Here is a 16124-nt window from a genome sequence, read left to right on the forward strand (position 1 = left end):
GGCGTTTTTTTATTAACCTTTACTTGTATTAAATAGCCTTAATATTCTGTCTTGCAGTAGTATAAGGGCTTGTGATATTGCGTAATACAAACGCAGGAACGGCACTATTACCCTTCTTCGAATAGAATGCATTCTGCCTTTGATGGTAGCTTCATGTTTATCGTAAGTAAGTGCTGCATAGGAGCAGACAACCATAAATGCTATTGCCCCACTAATTGCCATTACGGGACTAAGGCTTTGATGAAAAAATCGATACAACCCAAGGCCGGTAAAACTGCCATAGAGAATCACAAAGTGAATGATGTAGATGGAAAGCGTGTTCTGTCCAATTCTCAGTAATGTAGGCCTGATTATCGATTTCCGAAGCAGCATAAATACCGCAAAAACGATAAGAACATCTCCTAATCTTATAAAGAGATAGTTGTTAGTGACAATATCTTTAAAGAGAGAAATCCCGCTAAGTTCGTAAAAGAAATAAAAGAAAGGGGAAGAAAAGTACACAAGGCTTAACCCTAATATCAGGGATAACCAAATCGCTCTGGTATACAAATTCTTATTCGAGAGGTGCCTTTTAAACAATACGGCTAAAAATCCTCCTAATGCCGTATATCCAACCCATGGGATTATGGTGAAAACCGAACCGTTATTTCTTGTAAGGTAATTGGCAATTGCTTCAGGCCAGGCTGAATAAGTCCACGTTGCATACAGCGGCTCAAAAAGGAAAAGTACAAACGTAATGCCCAATAAAGAAAAGGGGAATAACCACTTTTTAAGTCTCGCAGTGAGCAGATATACTGCAATGATGGTCATAATCGAAATACCAATGCAATGGAGAACGTCTACTAAGAAAAAAGTACTGTAAAGTTTACCTTCAAACAGCCCGAAAAGGTTTAATCTCAGAAGATATCCAATGAACAGGAGTTGCAACCCACGCTTCAGACCTTTTTTGATCCTTGGATTGTCGAAACCGGTTTGTGGTACTCTAATCAGTAAATAGGTAAAAATAAATCCTGAAACAGTAAAGAACACGGGGGCTGTAATTCCCCTGAAATAAAGCCATAACGAATAAAGACCATTCCCCGGATCTCTGTAAACCGGATCCAGCAAGCCATCCACAAAATGACCTTGAAGCATCATCAGGATAGCCCAGGCCCTCATGGCATCTATAAAATAAAGTCGGTTCGTCTTTTGTTCCATACTATACAACAACCTATATACTTAGTTTACAGGGTGTTTGGATGTTTCAAAGTGCAAAATTAAGATAATACTTTACTTTTAAATCCATTTTCAGGTATTTTCGTACGGTATTCAATTAATCAACATGAGTAAAATATTGGCTTTTGCCGGGAGTAATTCCTCTACCTCCATCAATTATCAACTTGTAAAACACACCATTTCACTTATAGAAGGGCATGAAATACAAACCATGAATATGGCTGTGTTTGACTTACCTATGTTCAGTGTAGACCATGAAAAGGAGTTTGGATATGCCAATTCTCTTGCTGAACTCAGGGATGATATCCATAAATGCGATGGTCTCCTGCTGTCTGTAAATGAACATAACGGCAATCCGTCAGCTTACTTTAAAAATCTAATCGACTGGCTTTCCAGACTGGAGAGAAATTTTCTTGAAAATACCAAAGTCTTTCTGATGAGCACCTCTCCCGGACGTGGAGGGGCAAGTAGTTCACTGGCTAAGACTGCAGATATGCTACCGAGATTTGGAGGTGAAGTTGTAACCACTTTTTCCCTACCTTCTTTTAATCACACTTTTAATTCAGAAAAGGGAATATTTGAATCCGAAAAAGCAAGAGAACATAGGGAAGCCCTCGATACGTGGCTAAACAGTCTTTGAGCTCCGCATTAGAGCACAAATATCTGAAAGCACCTATAAAAGGAACCAACCCATTCTTTCATACCTTTGCAGGGTGATAAAAGAATTCAGGAATCATATTGCAAAATCCCACCCACAACTGTTAGACCGTCCCGGTCTAGTGGCCTGTAGTGCGGGTATTGATAGTGTGGTTCTCGCGCATTTATGTGCCGCCTCAGGGATTCATTTTGCATTAGCGCATTGTAATTTTTTACTAAGAGGGGAGCAGAGCATCGAAGATGAGCAGTTTGTCAAGGATTTAGCTATGAAAATGGAGGTAAGCTTTCATTCTACTCAATTTGATGCGGCAGCTTATGCCAATCAGCAAGGGATATCCATACAAATGGCAGCGCGGGACTTGCGATATCATTGGTTCAATGAATTGACGAACCAAAATAATTATACCTGGGTGCTTACGGCTCATCATCTGGATGACGCCCTTGAAACTTTTATTATCAATCTATCCAGAGGCACAGGTATAGAGGGTTTGAGTGGAATTCCCGAGGAAAACAACAGAGTAATCAGGCCTTTACTTCCTTTCACCCGAGAGCAGATCACAGCGTACGCTTTGCAAAATAATATTTCCTGGAGGGAAGACCAGACGAATGAAGACACTAAATATTTGCGAAATAAGGTGAGGCATGAAGTGGTTCCTTCTTTAAAAGAACTGCATCCCACCTTTATGAAGAACTTCGGAAACACCCTGCAATATCTTTCGGGATCAGCCCTGATCCTATCTGCCCATGTGAACAGCGTTAAGGAACAGATTTTTATTCCTTATCACCAGGGGTATAAAATACCATTGGAGGCTCTGAAGAAATTACGGCCAACAGAAAGCTACTTGTATGAAATTTTTAAAACCTATGGCTTTACCTCTTGGAGAGACATTACAGGTTTGTTGACGGCCATGAGTGGAAAAGAGGTGCGATCAAAAACACACCGATTGATCAAGGATAGGCAACATCTAATCTTACAGGAATTGATTGAAGAATCGGCGATAAGTGAAGATAATGAAATCCCTGATATTTCCGGAGACCTCCCACTAGAGATCAAGATCGAGGAAGTGGAAGAGATAGAAGAAAAGAATAATACCATACTATACCTGGATAAAGAAACGTTAAACCATAGACTCACTGTTAGGAAATGGAAAAAAGGCGACTACTTTTACCCTTTGGGAATGGATGGCAGAAAGAAAGTGTCCAAATTTTTTAAAGATGAAAAAATGGATGCGGTTGCCAAAGAAAACCAGTGGCTGCTTTGTTGCGGAGACGATATTGTCTGGGTCATAGGCAGAAGGGCCGACGATCGGTTTAAGATCACCGCAAAAACAAGGCACATCCTTAAGGTTACTTTAGAAGAATGAAAAGATTGATCTCAAATATTACATTTTTTCTTATCGTCCTTGTGTCTTTTGCACAGGACGGTGAAGATCCTGTGAAATGGAGCCAGGAATTAGTATCTCTGGGAGATTTGCAATACGAGCTGGTCATGAAAGCCAATATTGAGGAAGGCTGGCATATGTATTCTCAATTTACTGCTGATGGAGGTTCGCTTCCCAGCGAATTTACCTATGTTGATTCAGGTACTGGATACGAATTGATTGACGGCACAGTTGAAAGCGAGACTTTAAAAGAGTACAGCGATATTTTTGAAGTTGAAGAAACCCTGTTTAAGAATGAAGCCATTTTTAAACAAAGGATCCGGCTGCTCAATCCGGATTTAAGTCAGGTTAAAGTAGAACTCTTCTACCAGGTCTGCAAGGAGGTTTGTATACCCCAGGATAAGGATTTTTATTTTTCCCTGGATGGCACAGATATAAAACCTGAAGAAGAAAATGTCGATGCCGCAAGCATGGCTAAGGCGGATGCCTTGAAACTCGATCTGAAAAATAAGGAGATTTTAAAGGGTATCGGGGGCAGTTCTTCAGGCAAGGACTCAGGTCTTCTGGTCATTTTTGGGCTGGGCTTTCTGGGAGGGCTAATTGCACTGCTAACGCCTTGCGTTTTTCCTATGATTCCTCTTACCGTATCTTTTTTCACCAAAAAATCTCAAACCCGGTCTAAAGGAATTTTCGATGCCGGCTTATACGGCTTCTTTATTGTCCTTATCTATTTCCTTTTGAGTTTGCCCTTTCATCTTTTTGATTCTGTAGACTCCCAGATATTGAACACAATTGCCACCAACATTTGGCTGAATCTCTTCTTTTTTCTGATTTTCGTCTTTTTTGCTTTTTCTTTTTTTGGGTATTACGAACTCACCTTGCCCAGCAGCTGGGCCAATAAAATGGATAGCGCTTCCAATAGGGCAGGAGGAGGTTTGGGGATATTTTTTATGGCTGTTACGCTGGCCATTGTCTCTTTTTCCTGTACTGGGCCTATTCTGGGCGGACTCCTGGGAAGTACGGCTCTTGCAGAAGGGGATGTCGCTACAAATTTATCGGCGGGGATGCTTGGATTTGGGGTTGCGCTCGCCCTGCCCTTTGCCCTTTTCGCCATGTTCCCGGCATGGTTACAGAGTTTACCTAAATCAGGAGGATGGATGAACACGGTAAAAGTGGTTCTCGGGTTCCTCGAACTGGCCCTGGCCTTTAAGTTTTTATCGAACGCAGACCTGGTTGGGAACTGGGGAATATTTAAACGTGAAATATTTCTGGGGATTTGGATTCTGATATTCCTTCTCCTCAGCATGTATTTATTTGGCTTGTTCAAATTTCCTCATGATGGTCCCCGAACAAAACTTTCCGGACTTAGAAAAATCACAGCTGTGGTGACTTCTTTATTCTGTTTATACCTGATCTCAGGGACGTTTCAGCTTACCAATTTAAAATTGCTCAGCGGTTTTCCTCCACCTGACTTTTATACGCTTGCGGAACAGGAAAGTGATTGTCCCCTTGGGATTGACTGTTTTAAAGATTTTGAGGCAGGCAGGGCATACGCGGAAAAAGAAAATAAACCCATCCTTCTCGATTTTACAGGCTGGGCCTGTGTAAATTGCCGTAAAATGGAGGAACACGTTTGGAGTGATCCTGAGGTATTTCAATTGCTCAATGAGGAATTTGTTCTTATTTCACTCTACGTGGATGATCGTAAAACACTTCCGGAAAATGAACAATTTAAATTCCGATACGAATCGGGCAGAGTAAAATCAATAGATGAAATAGGGGAGAAGTGGGGCACTTTTCAAACCATCAATTTCAATGCAGCTTCTCAGCCTTATTACGTAATGCTTTCCCCGGATCTTTACCTGCTGAATTCTTCAATTCAGAATACAGACACGGCCACTTATGAAAAATGGCTGAAAGAAGGATTGAAGAACTTTCAAGCCTATCAACGAAATATTGTGATAAGTAGTCGATAGGATCAAGTCGGGTTTTTAAAAACACTATCTTTATATTCAATTAAATTTTTACGTGAGAACACTAAAGAAAATAGGCTGGATTCTATTGGGGATTCTGGGAATTATACTCATTGTTGGCCTGATTGTAATTCAGACGCTTAAACCTGATTATTCGGGGGAGAAGCCTATTAAAAATTTGAATGCAGAAGTTACGGTTACTTACGACCCCTATGGAATTCCACATATAGAAGCGACAAGTGAAACAGATGCTTTCAGAGCTTTGGGCTATGTTCATGCACAAGACCGGCTATGGCAAATGGAGTTGCTGCGGCGAGTGGCCACAGGCGGATTGTCTGAGGTTTTTGGCAAGGACCTGGTCTCCACAGATAAATTTTTTCTTTCACTGGGCATCGATGACGCCTCTGCCAAATCGGTTGCACAACTCGATCCGGACAGCGATGTTGCCATAATTTCAGAAGCTTATCTCGATGGGATAAATCAATTTATTGAAGAGGGCCCTACCCCAGTGGAATTTTTGTTGACCGGCTTGAAAAAAAAGCCATATTCCATGGAAGATATTTACAATACCGTAGGATATATGGCCTTTAGCTTTGCCATGGCACACAAGACCGATCCTCTCCTTACCATCATCAGGGATTCTCTGGGTCCGGAGTATCTTACCGACTTGGAAATCAACAGCAGTCCGACAACCGCCTGGATAAGAAACTATTCGGGAGAGGAAGTAAGTAGTGAAGCAGCAGTGATTTCGGCAGCATCAGAGGCCTTGTCCAAATTGCCTGTCCCACAGTTTATCGGGAGTAATAGTTGGGTTATTGGACCGGAGAAAACAAAATCAGGGAAGGTCATATTTGCTAATGACCCGCATATTGGCTTCGCTCAACCTTCGGTTTGGTTTGAGGCACATTTAAAAACACCGACATACGAAAAATACGGATACCATTTGGCTGGAGTGCCATTTCCCTTACTCGGACACGATCGCAAAATGGCGTATGGCTTTACAATGTTCGAAAATGATGATATAGATTTCTTCTACGAACAACTCAATCCTGAGGACAGCACTCAATACAAAACACCAACCGGTTGGAAAAACCTCGATATAGTATCAAAAACCATAAAAGTTAAGGATGAAGCTGATGTAGAATTCAGTTATAGGAAATCGGAAAGAGGTCCTATTCTCAATGGTATAGCGAATCAGATTTACGTGAAGCGTCCCATCAGTATGGATTGGATCTATACCAAAGGTGAAAATGAAGTCCTGGAATCACTCTATGGGATTAGTCACGCTGAAGATATAGACGATTTTAAGGAGGCTTTACCCAAAATCCATGCCCCCGGACTCAACACTATGTATGGGGATGCTGAAGGGAATGTTGCATGGTGGGCATCGGCCAAGCTCTATCAGCTGGGTGATAGCACCCAAACGAAACTGGTGATGGATGGCAGCAAAGACCAGGATAAAAAAGTGCGATATTTAGATTTTTCTGAAAATCCTCAATCGGTTAATCCACCGTGGAACTACGTCTATTCCGCCAATAACCAACCCGATTCTATTTCCGGGATGCTGTATCCGGGCTATTACCTGCCTGAAAATCGGGCAAAACGAATCGTCAATCTCCTTGATGAAAAATCGGATTGGGACGCTGAATCTGTTCGAGAGATGATCACGGATGATGTTTCTTCTGTCAATCCTTCGGTCATTACTGAGATGGCTAAGTTGATCACGGTAGGGGACCTTAACGACGAACAAACCCTTGTTCTGGATCATTTGAATAAGTGGAAGGGAAATTACGATACCGAGAATGCAGAAGCTGCCGTTTATCATCGGTGGATCTACTTTTTTTTAAAGAATACTTTTGAAGATGAGTTAGGGGAGGAGCGATTTGCACAGTTTACAAGTACTCACTTCCACAAGCGGCTTATCGCGCCCATGGCGGCAAAGGAAAATTCTGTGTGGTGGGATAATGTTAAAACAAAAGACACTGTTGAAACAAAGAAAGATATTGTACAGACCTCATATATCCATGCTTTCCAATCCCTTGAAAATGATCTTGGCAAAGATATAGCAGAATGGACCTGGGGAAGATTGCACACCCTTGAACACGGACATCCTATTGGGCAGATAGCTGCCCTCAGATTTCTTTTTAATGTTGGCCCCTTCCCAGTTGCCGGGTCAAGGGAAGTCATCAATAACATGGCATTTTCCTATGATGGATCTTCCGCTTTTAGTGTTACAGCGGGTCCTTCCACCCGTAGGGTAATAGATTTCTCGGATGTTGAGAATAGTATGAGTATTCTGCCTACCGGTCAATCAGGTAATCCCTTCAGTAAATACTATAAGAACCAGGCAAAAATGTTTGTCCAGGGAGAATTCCGTAAAATGTTGATGAATCCTGAAGAGATTGAGAAAACTGCTTCTTCTATCCTCGTCTTTCGCCCTACTTCTCAGTAAACCATTACTAATTGCATATTAATTTCAACTTGGCAGGGTAACTTATCCCTCTCAAGGAGATTCTATGCTTACAAAGGTCTATGGGAGTGCTGTATTCGGGATAGAGGCCACTACCGTAGTGGTTGAAGTCAATATAGACAAAGGAATCGGCTATCATTTGGTGGGTTTGCCGGATAATGCGATCAAAGAAAGTAATTTCAGGATCGCCGCAGCACTACTCAATAATGGCTATAAGGTACCCGGAAAGAAAATTACGATAAATATGGCACCGGCTGATCTCAGGAAAGAGGGTTCGGCTTACGATCTTCCCATTGCCCTGGGCATCCTGGCCGCTTCAGGACAGATCAAGTCAGATCTCCTGGAACACTATCTCATTATGGGGGAATTATCCCTTGATGGAGGCCTTCAAGCTGTTAAAGGGGCACTTCCCATTGCTTTAAATGCGAGGGATCAAGGGTTCAAGGGCTTGATCATGCCCAAAGAGAACGCCAAGGAAGCCGCCATTGTGAAAGAACTGGAAGTATACGGGGTAGACGAGCTGATTAAAGTGATCCATTTTTTTGACAAAGATGTACCGCTTGAGCGATTTCATGTTGATCCCGATTCGTTGTTTGATGAAAATCAATTCCATTCGGATAACGACTTCGCCGATGTTAAAGGACAGGAGAGTATTAAGCGGTGTATGGAGATTGCAGCCGCAGGAGGACATAACATTATTATGATAGGTCCACCCGGTGCAGGAAAAACGATGCTGGCCAAACGTTTGCCGTCCATTTTGCCCCCAATGACCTTGAATGAAGCCCTTGAAACCACGAAAATCCATTCCGTGGTAGGCAAGTTGGCGAGCACAGGTTTGATTCATCAAAGGCCTTTCCGTAGCCCTCACCATACCATTAGCGACGTCGCTTTAGTCGGAGGTGGAAGCTATCCACAGCCTGGGGAGATCTCCCTCTCGCATAATGGAGTACTTTTCCTGGACGAATTACCTGAATTTAAGCGAAGTGTCCTTGAAGTGCTCAGACAGCCTTTGGAAGACAGAGAGGTTACGATTTCCAGAGCCAGATTTACTATTACTTATCCGAGTAGTTTTATGTTGGTAGCCAGTATGAATCCGAGTCCGTCAGGATATTTCCATGACCCTGACAATCTGATGAACTCCTCCGCTTCGGAGATTCAGAGATATCTGAGTAGAATTTCCGGCCCTTTGTTAGATAGGATAGACATACATATTGAAGTTACGCCGGTACCCTTTGAAAAACTTTCAGAAGAAAGAAAAGGAGAAGGAAGTGCTGCTATTCGCAAAAGAGTTGTAGCGGCAAGGGAGATCCAGACCGGGAGATTTTGTGAAGAATCCACTATTCACTACAATGCCCAAATGAACACCAAGCAGATCAGGAAGTATTGCGATCTGGAATCGCATGCCCTCAAAATGCTGCAACAGGCTATGGAACGATTAAAGCTATCTGCCCGAGCCTATGATCGAATCCTGAAAGTAAGTCGCACCATTGCGGACCTGGCTCAGGAAGAAAATATAAGTTCTGAACATATTCTCGAAGCGATACAATATCGCAGTCTGGATCGGGAAGGCTGGTTGGGGTAGTGGAAATGCATTGACGAAGTACAAGGCACGAAAGTCGAATTAAAAGGGTTTAGAATAGACTGTATGATCTTAATTTAAGAACAAAAAGTTGCTTATAATGTTTGGGGTGATCCCGTTAATGTGGCCTCTGGGATGGAAACCAATAGTAAAGGTAGATGGCATATATTATCATGGTGAAATGGACACTTCCCAAATAGTCTTTTTTCATTACATTAGTCAAAACTGCTTTAAATTGCTTAAATCCCATCTTTGCAAAGACCAATAGACTCCTTTTAATTTAGTGCTCTGAGAAATAAAACGTCAGCAATCTTAAAGCTCATGCGAACATATTGCCAGTGCTATTCAAATCATAGTTTTTTCAAGCCCAAAGAACCAATCAATAAATATGTTACTAAAGCCTACGGATATTCAGAAATCTGCTTATAAGGTCTTCAATATTTTAATTGTAACAGATAATATTTCAGCTAAAATTGGGTTATTAAATGACAATCCCTATTTTTAAGACTTATCCCTTGTGTTGAAGATTAAACCCTCCATGTATCGAATCAAAATCACAATTGGCATTGCTGTAGTGATTTTTGTGCTTATGAGCCTAACTTCGGGCTTTGACAAGCCCGCTACGAATACGACTTCCTTTAAACCAGTGGCGTCGATTGAACACAAAAGCACAAGCATAGATCCCATGCTTGTTATGGAGTATAAGTGGCAGAAGGAGGAATTGCGAAAGGCAGTCACCGAATACTTTGAAAAAGCACTTGCATCAGGAAGAATCATAGGAGCCGGAGTAAGCATAGTCATGGGCGACTCTACAGTAATTTCTGAAGGTTTTGGTAAAAGAAGTATTAAAACCGACAAAAAGGTTGACGCACATACAGTTTTTAGGCTTGGTTCTCTATCAAAAGGTTTTACCGGCCTGCTGGCAGCCCATGTGATTGATGAGGGAAAAATAGAACGGGAAGCTAAGGTCGCAGATTATCTACCTAACTTTAAGTTAGGGGATAAGCAGAATACCTCTAGGATTACATTTGCCAACCTTCTGTCTCATTCTACAGGGGCACCATATCACAGTTATACCAATTTGGTCGAAGCCGGATTACCCTTGTTAAAAATTGCCGAACAATTTAGGGTAGTACAGCCTATTAGTGCTCCGGGTGAAATTTATAGCTACCAGAACGCCCTCTTCGCATTGTCGGGTGAGATTATTTACAAGGCAACAGGAGAGGAGATCAGAGAAGCCCTGCAAGCCCGGTTTTTTAACCCCCTCCAAATGTGCACGGTCAATATGGACTATGAATCACTACAGGATAACATAAATGTTGCTATACCCCACTCCAAATGGCGTAGGACATGGAGGGCCAAAAAGCTAAACGACCATTATTATAATGCGGTTGCGGCAGGTGGAATAAACGCCAGTAGCCTGGATATGGCAAAGTGGATGAAATTACTCCTGGGACGCCATCCGGAGATCATGAAAAAGAATGCGATCGAAAAGGCATTTAAACCCGTAGTGGAAATAAAAGGCAGAAGTAAATACTATCAGCGCTGGCCGGGCCATAAATCTTCTCATTATGGATTTGGCTGGAGAATTCACAAGTATCAGGAGAACCAGGGCGAAAGTGAAAAAACGATCTGGCACCACGGGGGCAGTGTTAATGGTTTCAGGAATGAAATAGCTGTTTATCCCGATGATGATCTGGGAATATGTGTGTTGTTGAACAGTCATTCGAGGATTGCAAGTACAGTCATTCCGGATTTGCATCGAATCATAGCGCAGGTGCGACAAAGTACGCCTTCAGAAATGGCCTCTAACTACTTCTCTGAATAAGATCTACTTACACTTCCTGTACAATTTATCTCCTAAGTCTATTTCAGTGCCACTTCCAGACCATTTATCAATTGCTCAATTTCACTTAGTAGTGTATAATGCAGAAATGAGATCCTAATCACACCGGGAGGTCTTTGGACCTTCATATCCATTAAAGGACGAACAGCATAGAAATCCCCTTTCCCCAGCATCAACTTTTGCTCCGTAAGGGAATTATAGACCTGGTGGAGGTCCTTTTTCAAGGGAAGTAGCGAAACAGTAGGAGCCCTGTCTTTCAACAAATCAGGACCTATGACCCTAATGTCTTTTCTCGACCTTAAAAAGTCTAAAAGAGGAGAAAGTAGCTGCTCTTCATGTTTTTTAAAGAGGGTAGTTAAAGCTTTGTTTCGTTCTGTTGGAGTGATTTCATCATTAAAATGATGCTTGTAGACCTCATCGAAATAATCCAGTATCCCACTCACAGAAGCAATCTGTGCGTGATCAGGTCCGGCCGGAGTGATCATATTCCTGCTGATTCCCTCTTTAAAAAAATGGGATTGATTCTCCATCTTTTCGATCAATTTCTGCCGCACGTACATCAGCCCTAAATGAGGACCGAAAGTTTTATAAAGTGAAAACATATAAATATCGGCTCCGAGTGTTTGCAAATCAGGGAAACCATGTGGAGCGGCTGCCACACCATCTACTACACTGACGGCACCTGCCGATTTAATTGTATTGCAGATTTCCTTAACAGGATTAAAATAGCCTATTACATTAGAGCAGTGAGGAAAGGCCACCATCCTTGTCCGGGATGATAATAAAGCCTCCAAATCATGAAGGCTAAGCATTCCCGTTTCCCTGTTTACATGCCATTCTTTAACATTTATCCCACGCTCACTGAGCCTTCGCCACGCACCTGAATTGGCTTCGTGATCCTGACAGGAAACAACTATTTCATCTCCGTCATTCCACATGTGCCGCATAGCATTTGCCAAAACATATACATTTTGGGTTGTCGACGGTCCGAAATGGATTTCGGCCGAACTAACATTCAGGTATTCTGCCATTCTATCGTAAGACTCATCCATCATTTCTCCTGCCTTTTGTGAAGCGGGATACGGATAATAGGGTTGAACCTTGTTTTTCGAATAAAAGCTCATGAGTTTATCTAAAAACTGCTTGCAGGGATACGAACCTCCGGCATTCTCAAAAAAAGCCCAGCCATCTAATTCAGGCTCTGAAAATGCAGGGAATTGTTTTCGGATAAAAGCGATGTCGATTTCCATATCAATGGATTATAGTTCTTATCCCAAGGTACAGAATTCTTTCAATTATCCTCTCAAAGGATCCTGGTCCTTGCTACTAAATCAATCCTTAAAAAGGACTATCTGCCCATCTGTGCACAAAAGTTGATACTCGCAAAACTGAAAAGAGTATTTTTGCCTTTTATTTAAAATACTCATGGAACAACTCACCCTGACTACCCCTGCTCTGTTATTCTCAGCCATATCGCTTATTATGCTGGCATATACGAATCGTTTTTTAGCATATGCAGCCGTCATCAGGAATCTGCACGATATTTATCTTCAGAAAAAGGACGATTCATTAATCGATCAAATCCGGAATTTAAAACTGCGACTCAATCTCACCCGTTGGATGCAGATCTTTGGAATTACAAGTCTATTGCTTTGCGTCCTTACCATGTTTTTGATCTACATTGAGCAGCATCTTCTGGCCATTTGGATCTTTGGCATAGCTCTAATTCTTCTGATTATCTCCCTAGGATTATTAATCAGGGAGATCCAGATTTCTACTCATGCCCTTGGCCTTCATTTAAAAGACATTGAGGACCACTTGAATACCTAAGTGAGAAGTTAACTCTGCTTCTAAGAATCTGCTTTTTTCTTATAAAGCATATGGTAATACCAGGCTGCGGCAGAGCCAATAAAGGAGAAGGCAGCGAGCATCCAGAATACATGCTGATGTCCTGCAGCTCCAGGTGACTCATCGAGCAGATATCCCATGGCGGGCCCTGCAAAAATATCGGGAGTGTAACCGACAAGGGAAATGAGTCCGACCGCCGTACCGGTTAAAACCAATGGGATTTTGCCCCGCTGCATCACTGCAAAATACAGCGAACGAGAAGCATAAACCCCCACGGCAACAACTAGAATGGAAATAAAGAAGAGTGCAGTTGCCGAGGCATCGATGATCCCGGTTGCAAACATCAGGGCCCCTGTAAATGAGATTATAAAACTGATAAGCAACCAATAGGTGGTTTGAGACCGATCGGCCAAAATCCCTATGGTCACCCCTATAACAGGCCTGATATATAACAGAAAAGTTCCTACCTGGGCGGCCTCAACCTGGTTATAAAGCATAACATCACTGGCGTATAGGGATAAAACGTCGGTTATTTTGTAGCCTACATAGGCGCAGAGAATAATTACCATCAGCAGCCACACCGATGGCAGTTTTAGTACTTCCTTTACCTGTGATAAAGTGATACGTTCCAGAATAATTGATTTTTCAATCTTAGAATCGAGTTTCATAAAGAACCAAACCAGGAATCCAACGATCATCACAATTGCTGAAGAAGCCAGAATAACCATTTTAAAGGCAACCCTGCTTTCCTCAATGGAGGCCACCGCCAGCCCAGAGGCTAGCGTTTGGGAGAAAATATAAACACCCAGGGTACCAAAAAGGGCGCCGACCAGGCCCCTGCCACCATCGAGCAGGCCAAATGCCTTTCCTTGAGAAGTGTCTCCTCCCCAGACCCGTGTTGCTTTGATCATCGGGGCCCAGAACAAGAAGATTGTCGTAAAGCCCCAATAGCCATAGAGCACGTTTAGCGTATTAAATCCCGGAAATGTGGAATATACGATACCGCCAAGGGAGGTCATCCAAAGGGCAACGGCAATAAGTTTTCGCGGCGGATATTTATCTGCTAACGGTCCGCCAAAAAGATAGGACAATAGTGCTGCAAATCCGTAAACAGAAAAGCAAAGCCCTAATTCGACATTCGTAAGTTCAAAAGTTTCGAGCACCGTGGGCCTGAATACCCTGGAAAGGACAAAAGGAAGAATAAAAACTGATTCCCCTGCCAGGATAAGAAGAGCCAGAAAGTACCAAGGGGGGTTAGAAGATCGCATCAGGTGCGGAAGATACTATTAATCCGAGAAATGCAAGAAAAGAAAAACTGGATTTGGATTTATTCTTTTCGGTACACATCCCGGGTTTTGTGGTATTCGTCATAAAGCACCAGCTTCTTAGGACTGAGTTCCAGAATAGGAAAGATGAAAGGTTTGGAGGCTAGTGAGCCGTCGGTTTTAAAATTGAGAAAGTCTCCGGGGATTTTTCTTTCTTCGGCATTTATTGCATCGTCAATAAGAGTGATTCGTTTTTTATTCGGACTCAAGAACCATTTACCCGTTCGCTTTGCTGTATTGGTCCCCGAATCTAGTGATACCGGGTCATAGGTAAAAGTACCGTCGGCAATTATTGTAAAGTAGAAAATTTTTGGATTCTTTTGTTCCTTTAATGCTTCTAATACTTGTTCACCTTTGTGAAAGCTTCCGGTATTGACCCATTGCCCGTAAAGATTTTTATGTTGACTTCCTGGGCTTGTGATTCATTCAAAAACAGACAGCAGGCAAAGAGAATTAACCCTAGTCGGAGTCCGAGAATAAATTTATTTGTCACCAGAATTAAATACAAAGTTGTCTTGGGTATTGATTGATTTCCTTCTTATAACGCAGTTTTAGCGTTATTTATTCCTGACGTAGTTATTTTACATGGCATCAGGGTAAAAAATAAGGAGGCGTACAAATAGATTATAATTCTTTGATGATTACAGAACATACACTACCAGGAAGCCCAGGTAGGTGCCCAGAGCGTTACCCAAGGTGCCAACTAGTATGGCCGGAAGTATGAGTTCATTTCTTTCAAAGGTTTCAGCCAGGGCAATGGCAGTGGTTCCCCCTCCGATATTTGCCTGACTCACGATAGCGATCATATCCCAATCCCGGTAAAGAAGCCCCCCTAAAATGATTAATAGTGCACCGTGTATAAGCACCGCCACAGAGGCAAATAGAAGGAGAGTGATCCCGATTTGCTGTAATTCCATAACTGAGCTGATCTCGCAATACGCCCCAATAACTGCAAGAAATAAAAAGACGAGATATAGTCCCAGGGTATGAGCACCGTGTAATTTATTGACAAAGGGAAGTTGTGCCAAAAGAATTCCTATCGTGGTGATAGTGAGAATAGAAGGGATCTTTGGGAATACATTGGAAAGCCCTTCGGAGAAAAAATAGGCGGCAATTCCGAGGAAAACGAGCCACGTCAGAGAATGCATTGAAATTTTGTTCTTTTCAACAGTCTCCAGCGTCGATTTTGACACAGCAACTTTTTATCTTTCCATATACCCCTTAAGGCCACAGGTATGGAAAGGGTTACTATGATCCAAAGGGTGGTGATCACATTGTCTACGGCAATGGTTCCGGCATAGAGTATTCCTTTTTCCTGGAAATTGTACTCCAGGGCGATGGCATTAAAATTTATACTTCCCCCGGTATATGTGCCAGTGAGCATCCCGGCTATAGTAATACCGTCCGCTCCCAGAATACCCTGTGGTTGAAGCAGGAACCATGCGGCCAGAATACCAACAGTGGTTGTCAGGGATCCAAGCAGAAAAAGGACGATCATGGGTGCCCCGGCTTTTTTAATTGATGTAAGATTTACTCCTAACAGTAGATAGAAGATGGAAATAGGGGCAAGGTATGTAAAGATCGCATCGTAAAGGGGAATAGAATTGGAGGCACTTGGGATAAGCCCCAAGTTAGCCAAAACTGCAGTAAAAACTATGACGATAAGTGCTGTACCTAACTTCTTCCCGAACCTGGTTTTAGCTGCGTAGGTGGCAGCGATGACCAGCAAACACAAAACACCCAAAACGTAAACGGGATTGTAGAGCAGACTCATGCCCTAAAGATATCAAAATATACCAGTCTGAAAGTTAACTCCTATTAAGTGGTGA

The 16124-nt window shown here is 42.4% G+C and carries 13 protein-coding genes; 7 read left to right on the top strand and 6 right to left on the bottom strand.

Translation table 11 applies throughout. The features are described 5' to 3' along the window. Positions 1-12: 12 nt before the first annotated feature. Positions 13-1197, bottom strand: a complete 1185-nt coding sequence (locus EQY75_RS05590) for a heparan-alpha-glucosaminide N-acetyltransferase domain-containing protein (RefSeq protein ID WP_129603617.1) — start codon at positions 1195-1197, stop codon at positions 13-15. Positions 1198-1321: 124 nt separating this feature from the next. Here EQY75_RS05590 and EQY75_RS05595 point away from each other — a divergent pair, with 124 nt between their 5' ends. From EQY75_RS05595 to EQY75_RS05620, 6 genes are all read left to right on the top strand, one after another. After that, a complete protein-coding gene (locus EQY75_RS05595) occupies positions 1322-1855 on the top strand; it encodes an NADPH-dependent FMN reductase (RefSeq protein ID WP_129603619.1) in 534 nt (177 codons plus the stop codon). Between the two features lie 73 nt (positions 1856-1928). Continuing rightward, positions 1929-3236, top strand: a complete 1308-nt coding sequence (tilS, locus tag EQY75_RS05600; RefSeq protein WP_129603621.1) for a tRNA lysidine(34) synthetase TilS — start codon at positions 1929-1931, stop codon at positions 3234-3236. Beyond that, positions 3233-5230: a protein-disulfide reductase DsbD family protein gene (locus EQY75_RS05605; protein WP_129603623.1), complete on the top strand. Its 1998-nt coding sequence runs from the start codon at positions 3233-3235 to the stop codon at positions 5228-5230. The genes tilS and EQY75_RS05605 overlap by 4 nt, the downstream gene beginning before the upstream one ends. Positions 5231-5282: 52 nt before the next feature. Next, positions 5283-7679: a penicillin acylase family protein gene (locus EQY75_RS05610; RefSeq protein ID WP_129603624.1), complete on the top strand. Its 2397-nt coding sequence runs from the start codon at positions 5283-5285 to the stop codon at positions 7677-7679. A gap of 64 nt (positions 7680-7743) precedes the next feature. Further along, positions 7744-9279 carry a YifB family Mg chelatase-like AAA ATPase gene (locus EQY75_RS05615; RefSeq protein ID WP_129603625.1) on the top strand — a complete coding sequence of 512 codons (1536 nt, stop codon included), beginning with the start codon at positions 7744-7746 and terminating at the stop codon, positions 9277-9279. A 514-nt stretch (positions 9280-9793) separates the two neighbouring features. After that, complete coding sequence (locus EQY75_RS05620; protein ID WP_246020025.1) at positions 9794-11104, top strand: serine hydrolase domain-containing protein; 1311 nt, start codon at positions 9794-9796, stop codon at positions 11102-11104. A gap of 38 nt (positions 11105-11142) precedes the next feature. On the opposite strand, the gene EQY75_RS05625 is transcribed toward EQY75_RS05620, so the two are convergent. Next, on the bottom strand, positions 11143-12372 hold the full coding sequence (locus EQY75_RS05625; protein WP_129603626.1) for an aminotransferase class V-fold PLP-dependent enzyme: 1230 nt from the start codon (positions 12370-12372) through the stop codon (positions 11143-11145). A gap of 175 nt (positions 12373-12547) precedes the next feature. Here EQY75_RS05625 and EQY75_RS05630 point away from each other — a divergent pair, with 175 nt between their 5' ends. Further along, a complete protein-coding gene (locus EQY75_RS05630; protein ID WP_129603627.1) occupies positions 12548-12952 on the top strand; it encodes a DUF2721 domain-containing protein in 405 nt (134 codons plus the stop codon). A gap of 20 nt (positions 12953-12972) precedes the next feature. Here EQY75_RS05630 and EQY75_RS05635 read toward each other — a convergent pair whose 3' ends face one another. The 4 genes from EQY75_RS05635 to EQY75_RS05650 all read right to left on the bottom strand — a co-directional run bounded on the left by EQY75_RS05635 (position 12973) and on the right by EQY75_RS05650 (position 16069). Next, positions 12973-14238: an MFS transporter gene (locus tag EQY75_RS05635; protein WP_129603628.1), complete on the bottom strand. Its 1266-nt coding sequence runs from the start codon at positions 14236-14238 to the stop codon at positions 12973-12975. Positions 14239-14297: 59 nt separating this feature from the next. Beyond that, positions 14298-14504, bottom strand: coding sequence for a hypothetical protein (locus EQY75_RS05640; protein WP_129603629.1), 207 nt, complete (start codon positions 14502-14504; stop codon positions 14298-14300). 432 nt (positions 14505-14936) lie between these two features. Next, on the bottom strand, positions 14937-15443 hold the full coding sequence (locus EQY75_RS05645) for a DUF819 family protein (RefSeq protein ID WP_129603630.1): 507 nt from the start codon (positions 15441-15443) through the stop codon (positions 14937-14939). Beyond that, positions 15431-16069: a DUF819 family protein gene (locus EQY75_RS05650; protein WP_129603631.1), complete on the bottom strand. Its 639-nt coding sequence runs from the start codon at positions 16067-16069 to the stop codon at positions 15431-15433. The genes EQY75_RS05645 and EQY75_RS05650 overlap by 13 nt, the downstream gene beginning before the upstream one ends. Positions 16070-16124: the final 55 nt, after the last annotated feature.

The organism is Muriicola soli (assembly GCF_004139715.1).
Lineage (GTDB): Bacteria > Bacteroidota > Bacteroidia > Flavobacteriales > Flavobacteriaceae > Muriicola > Muriicola soli.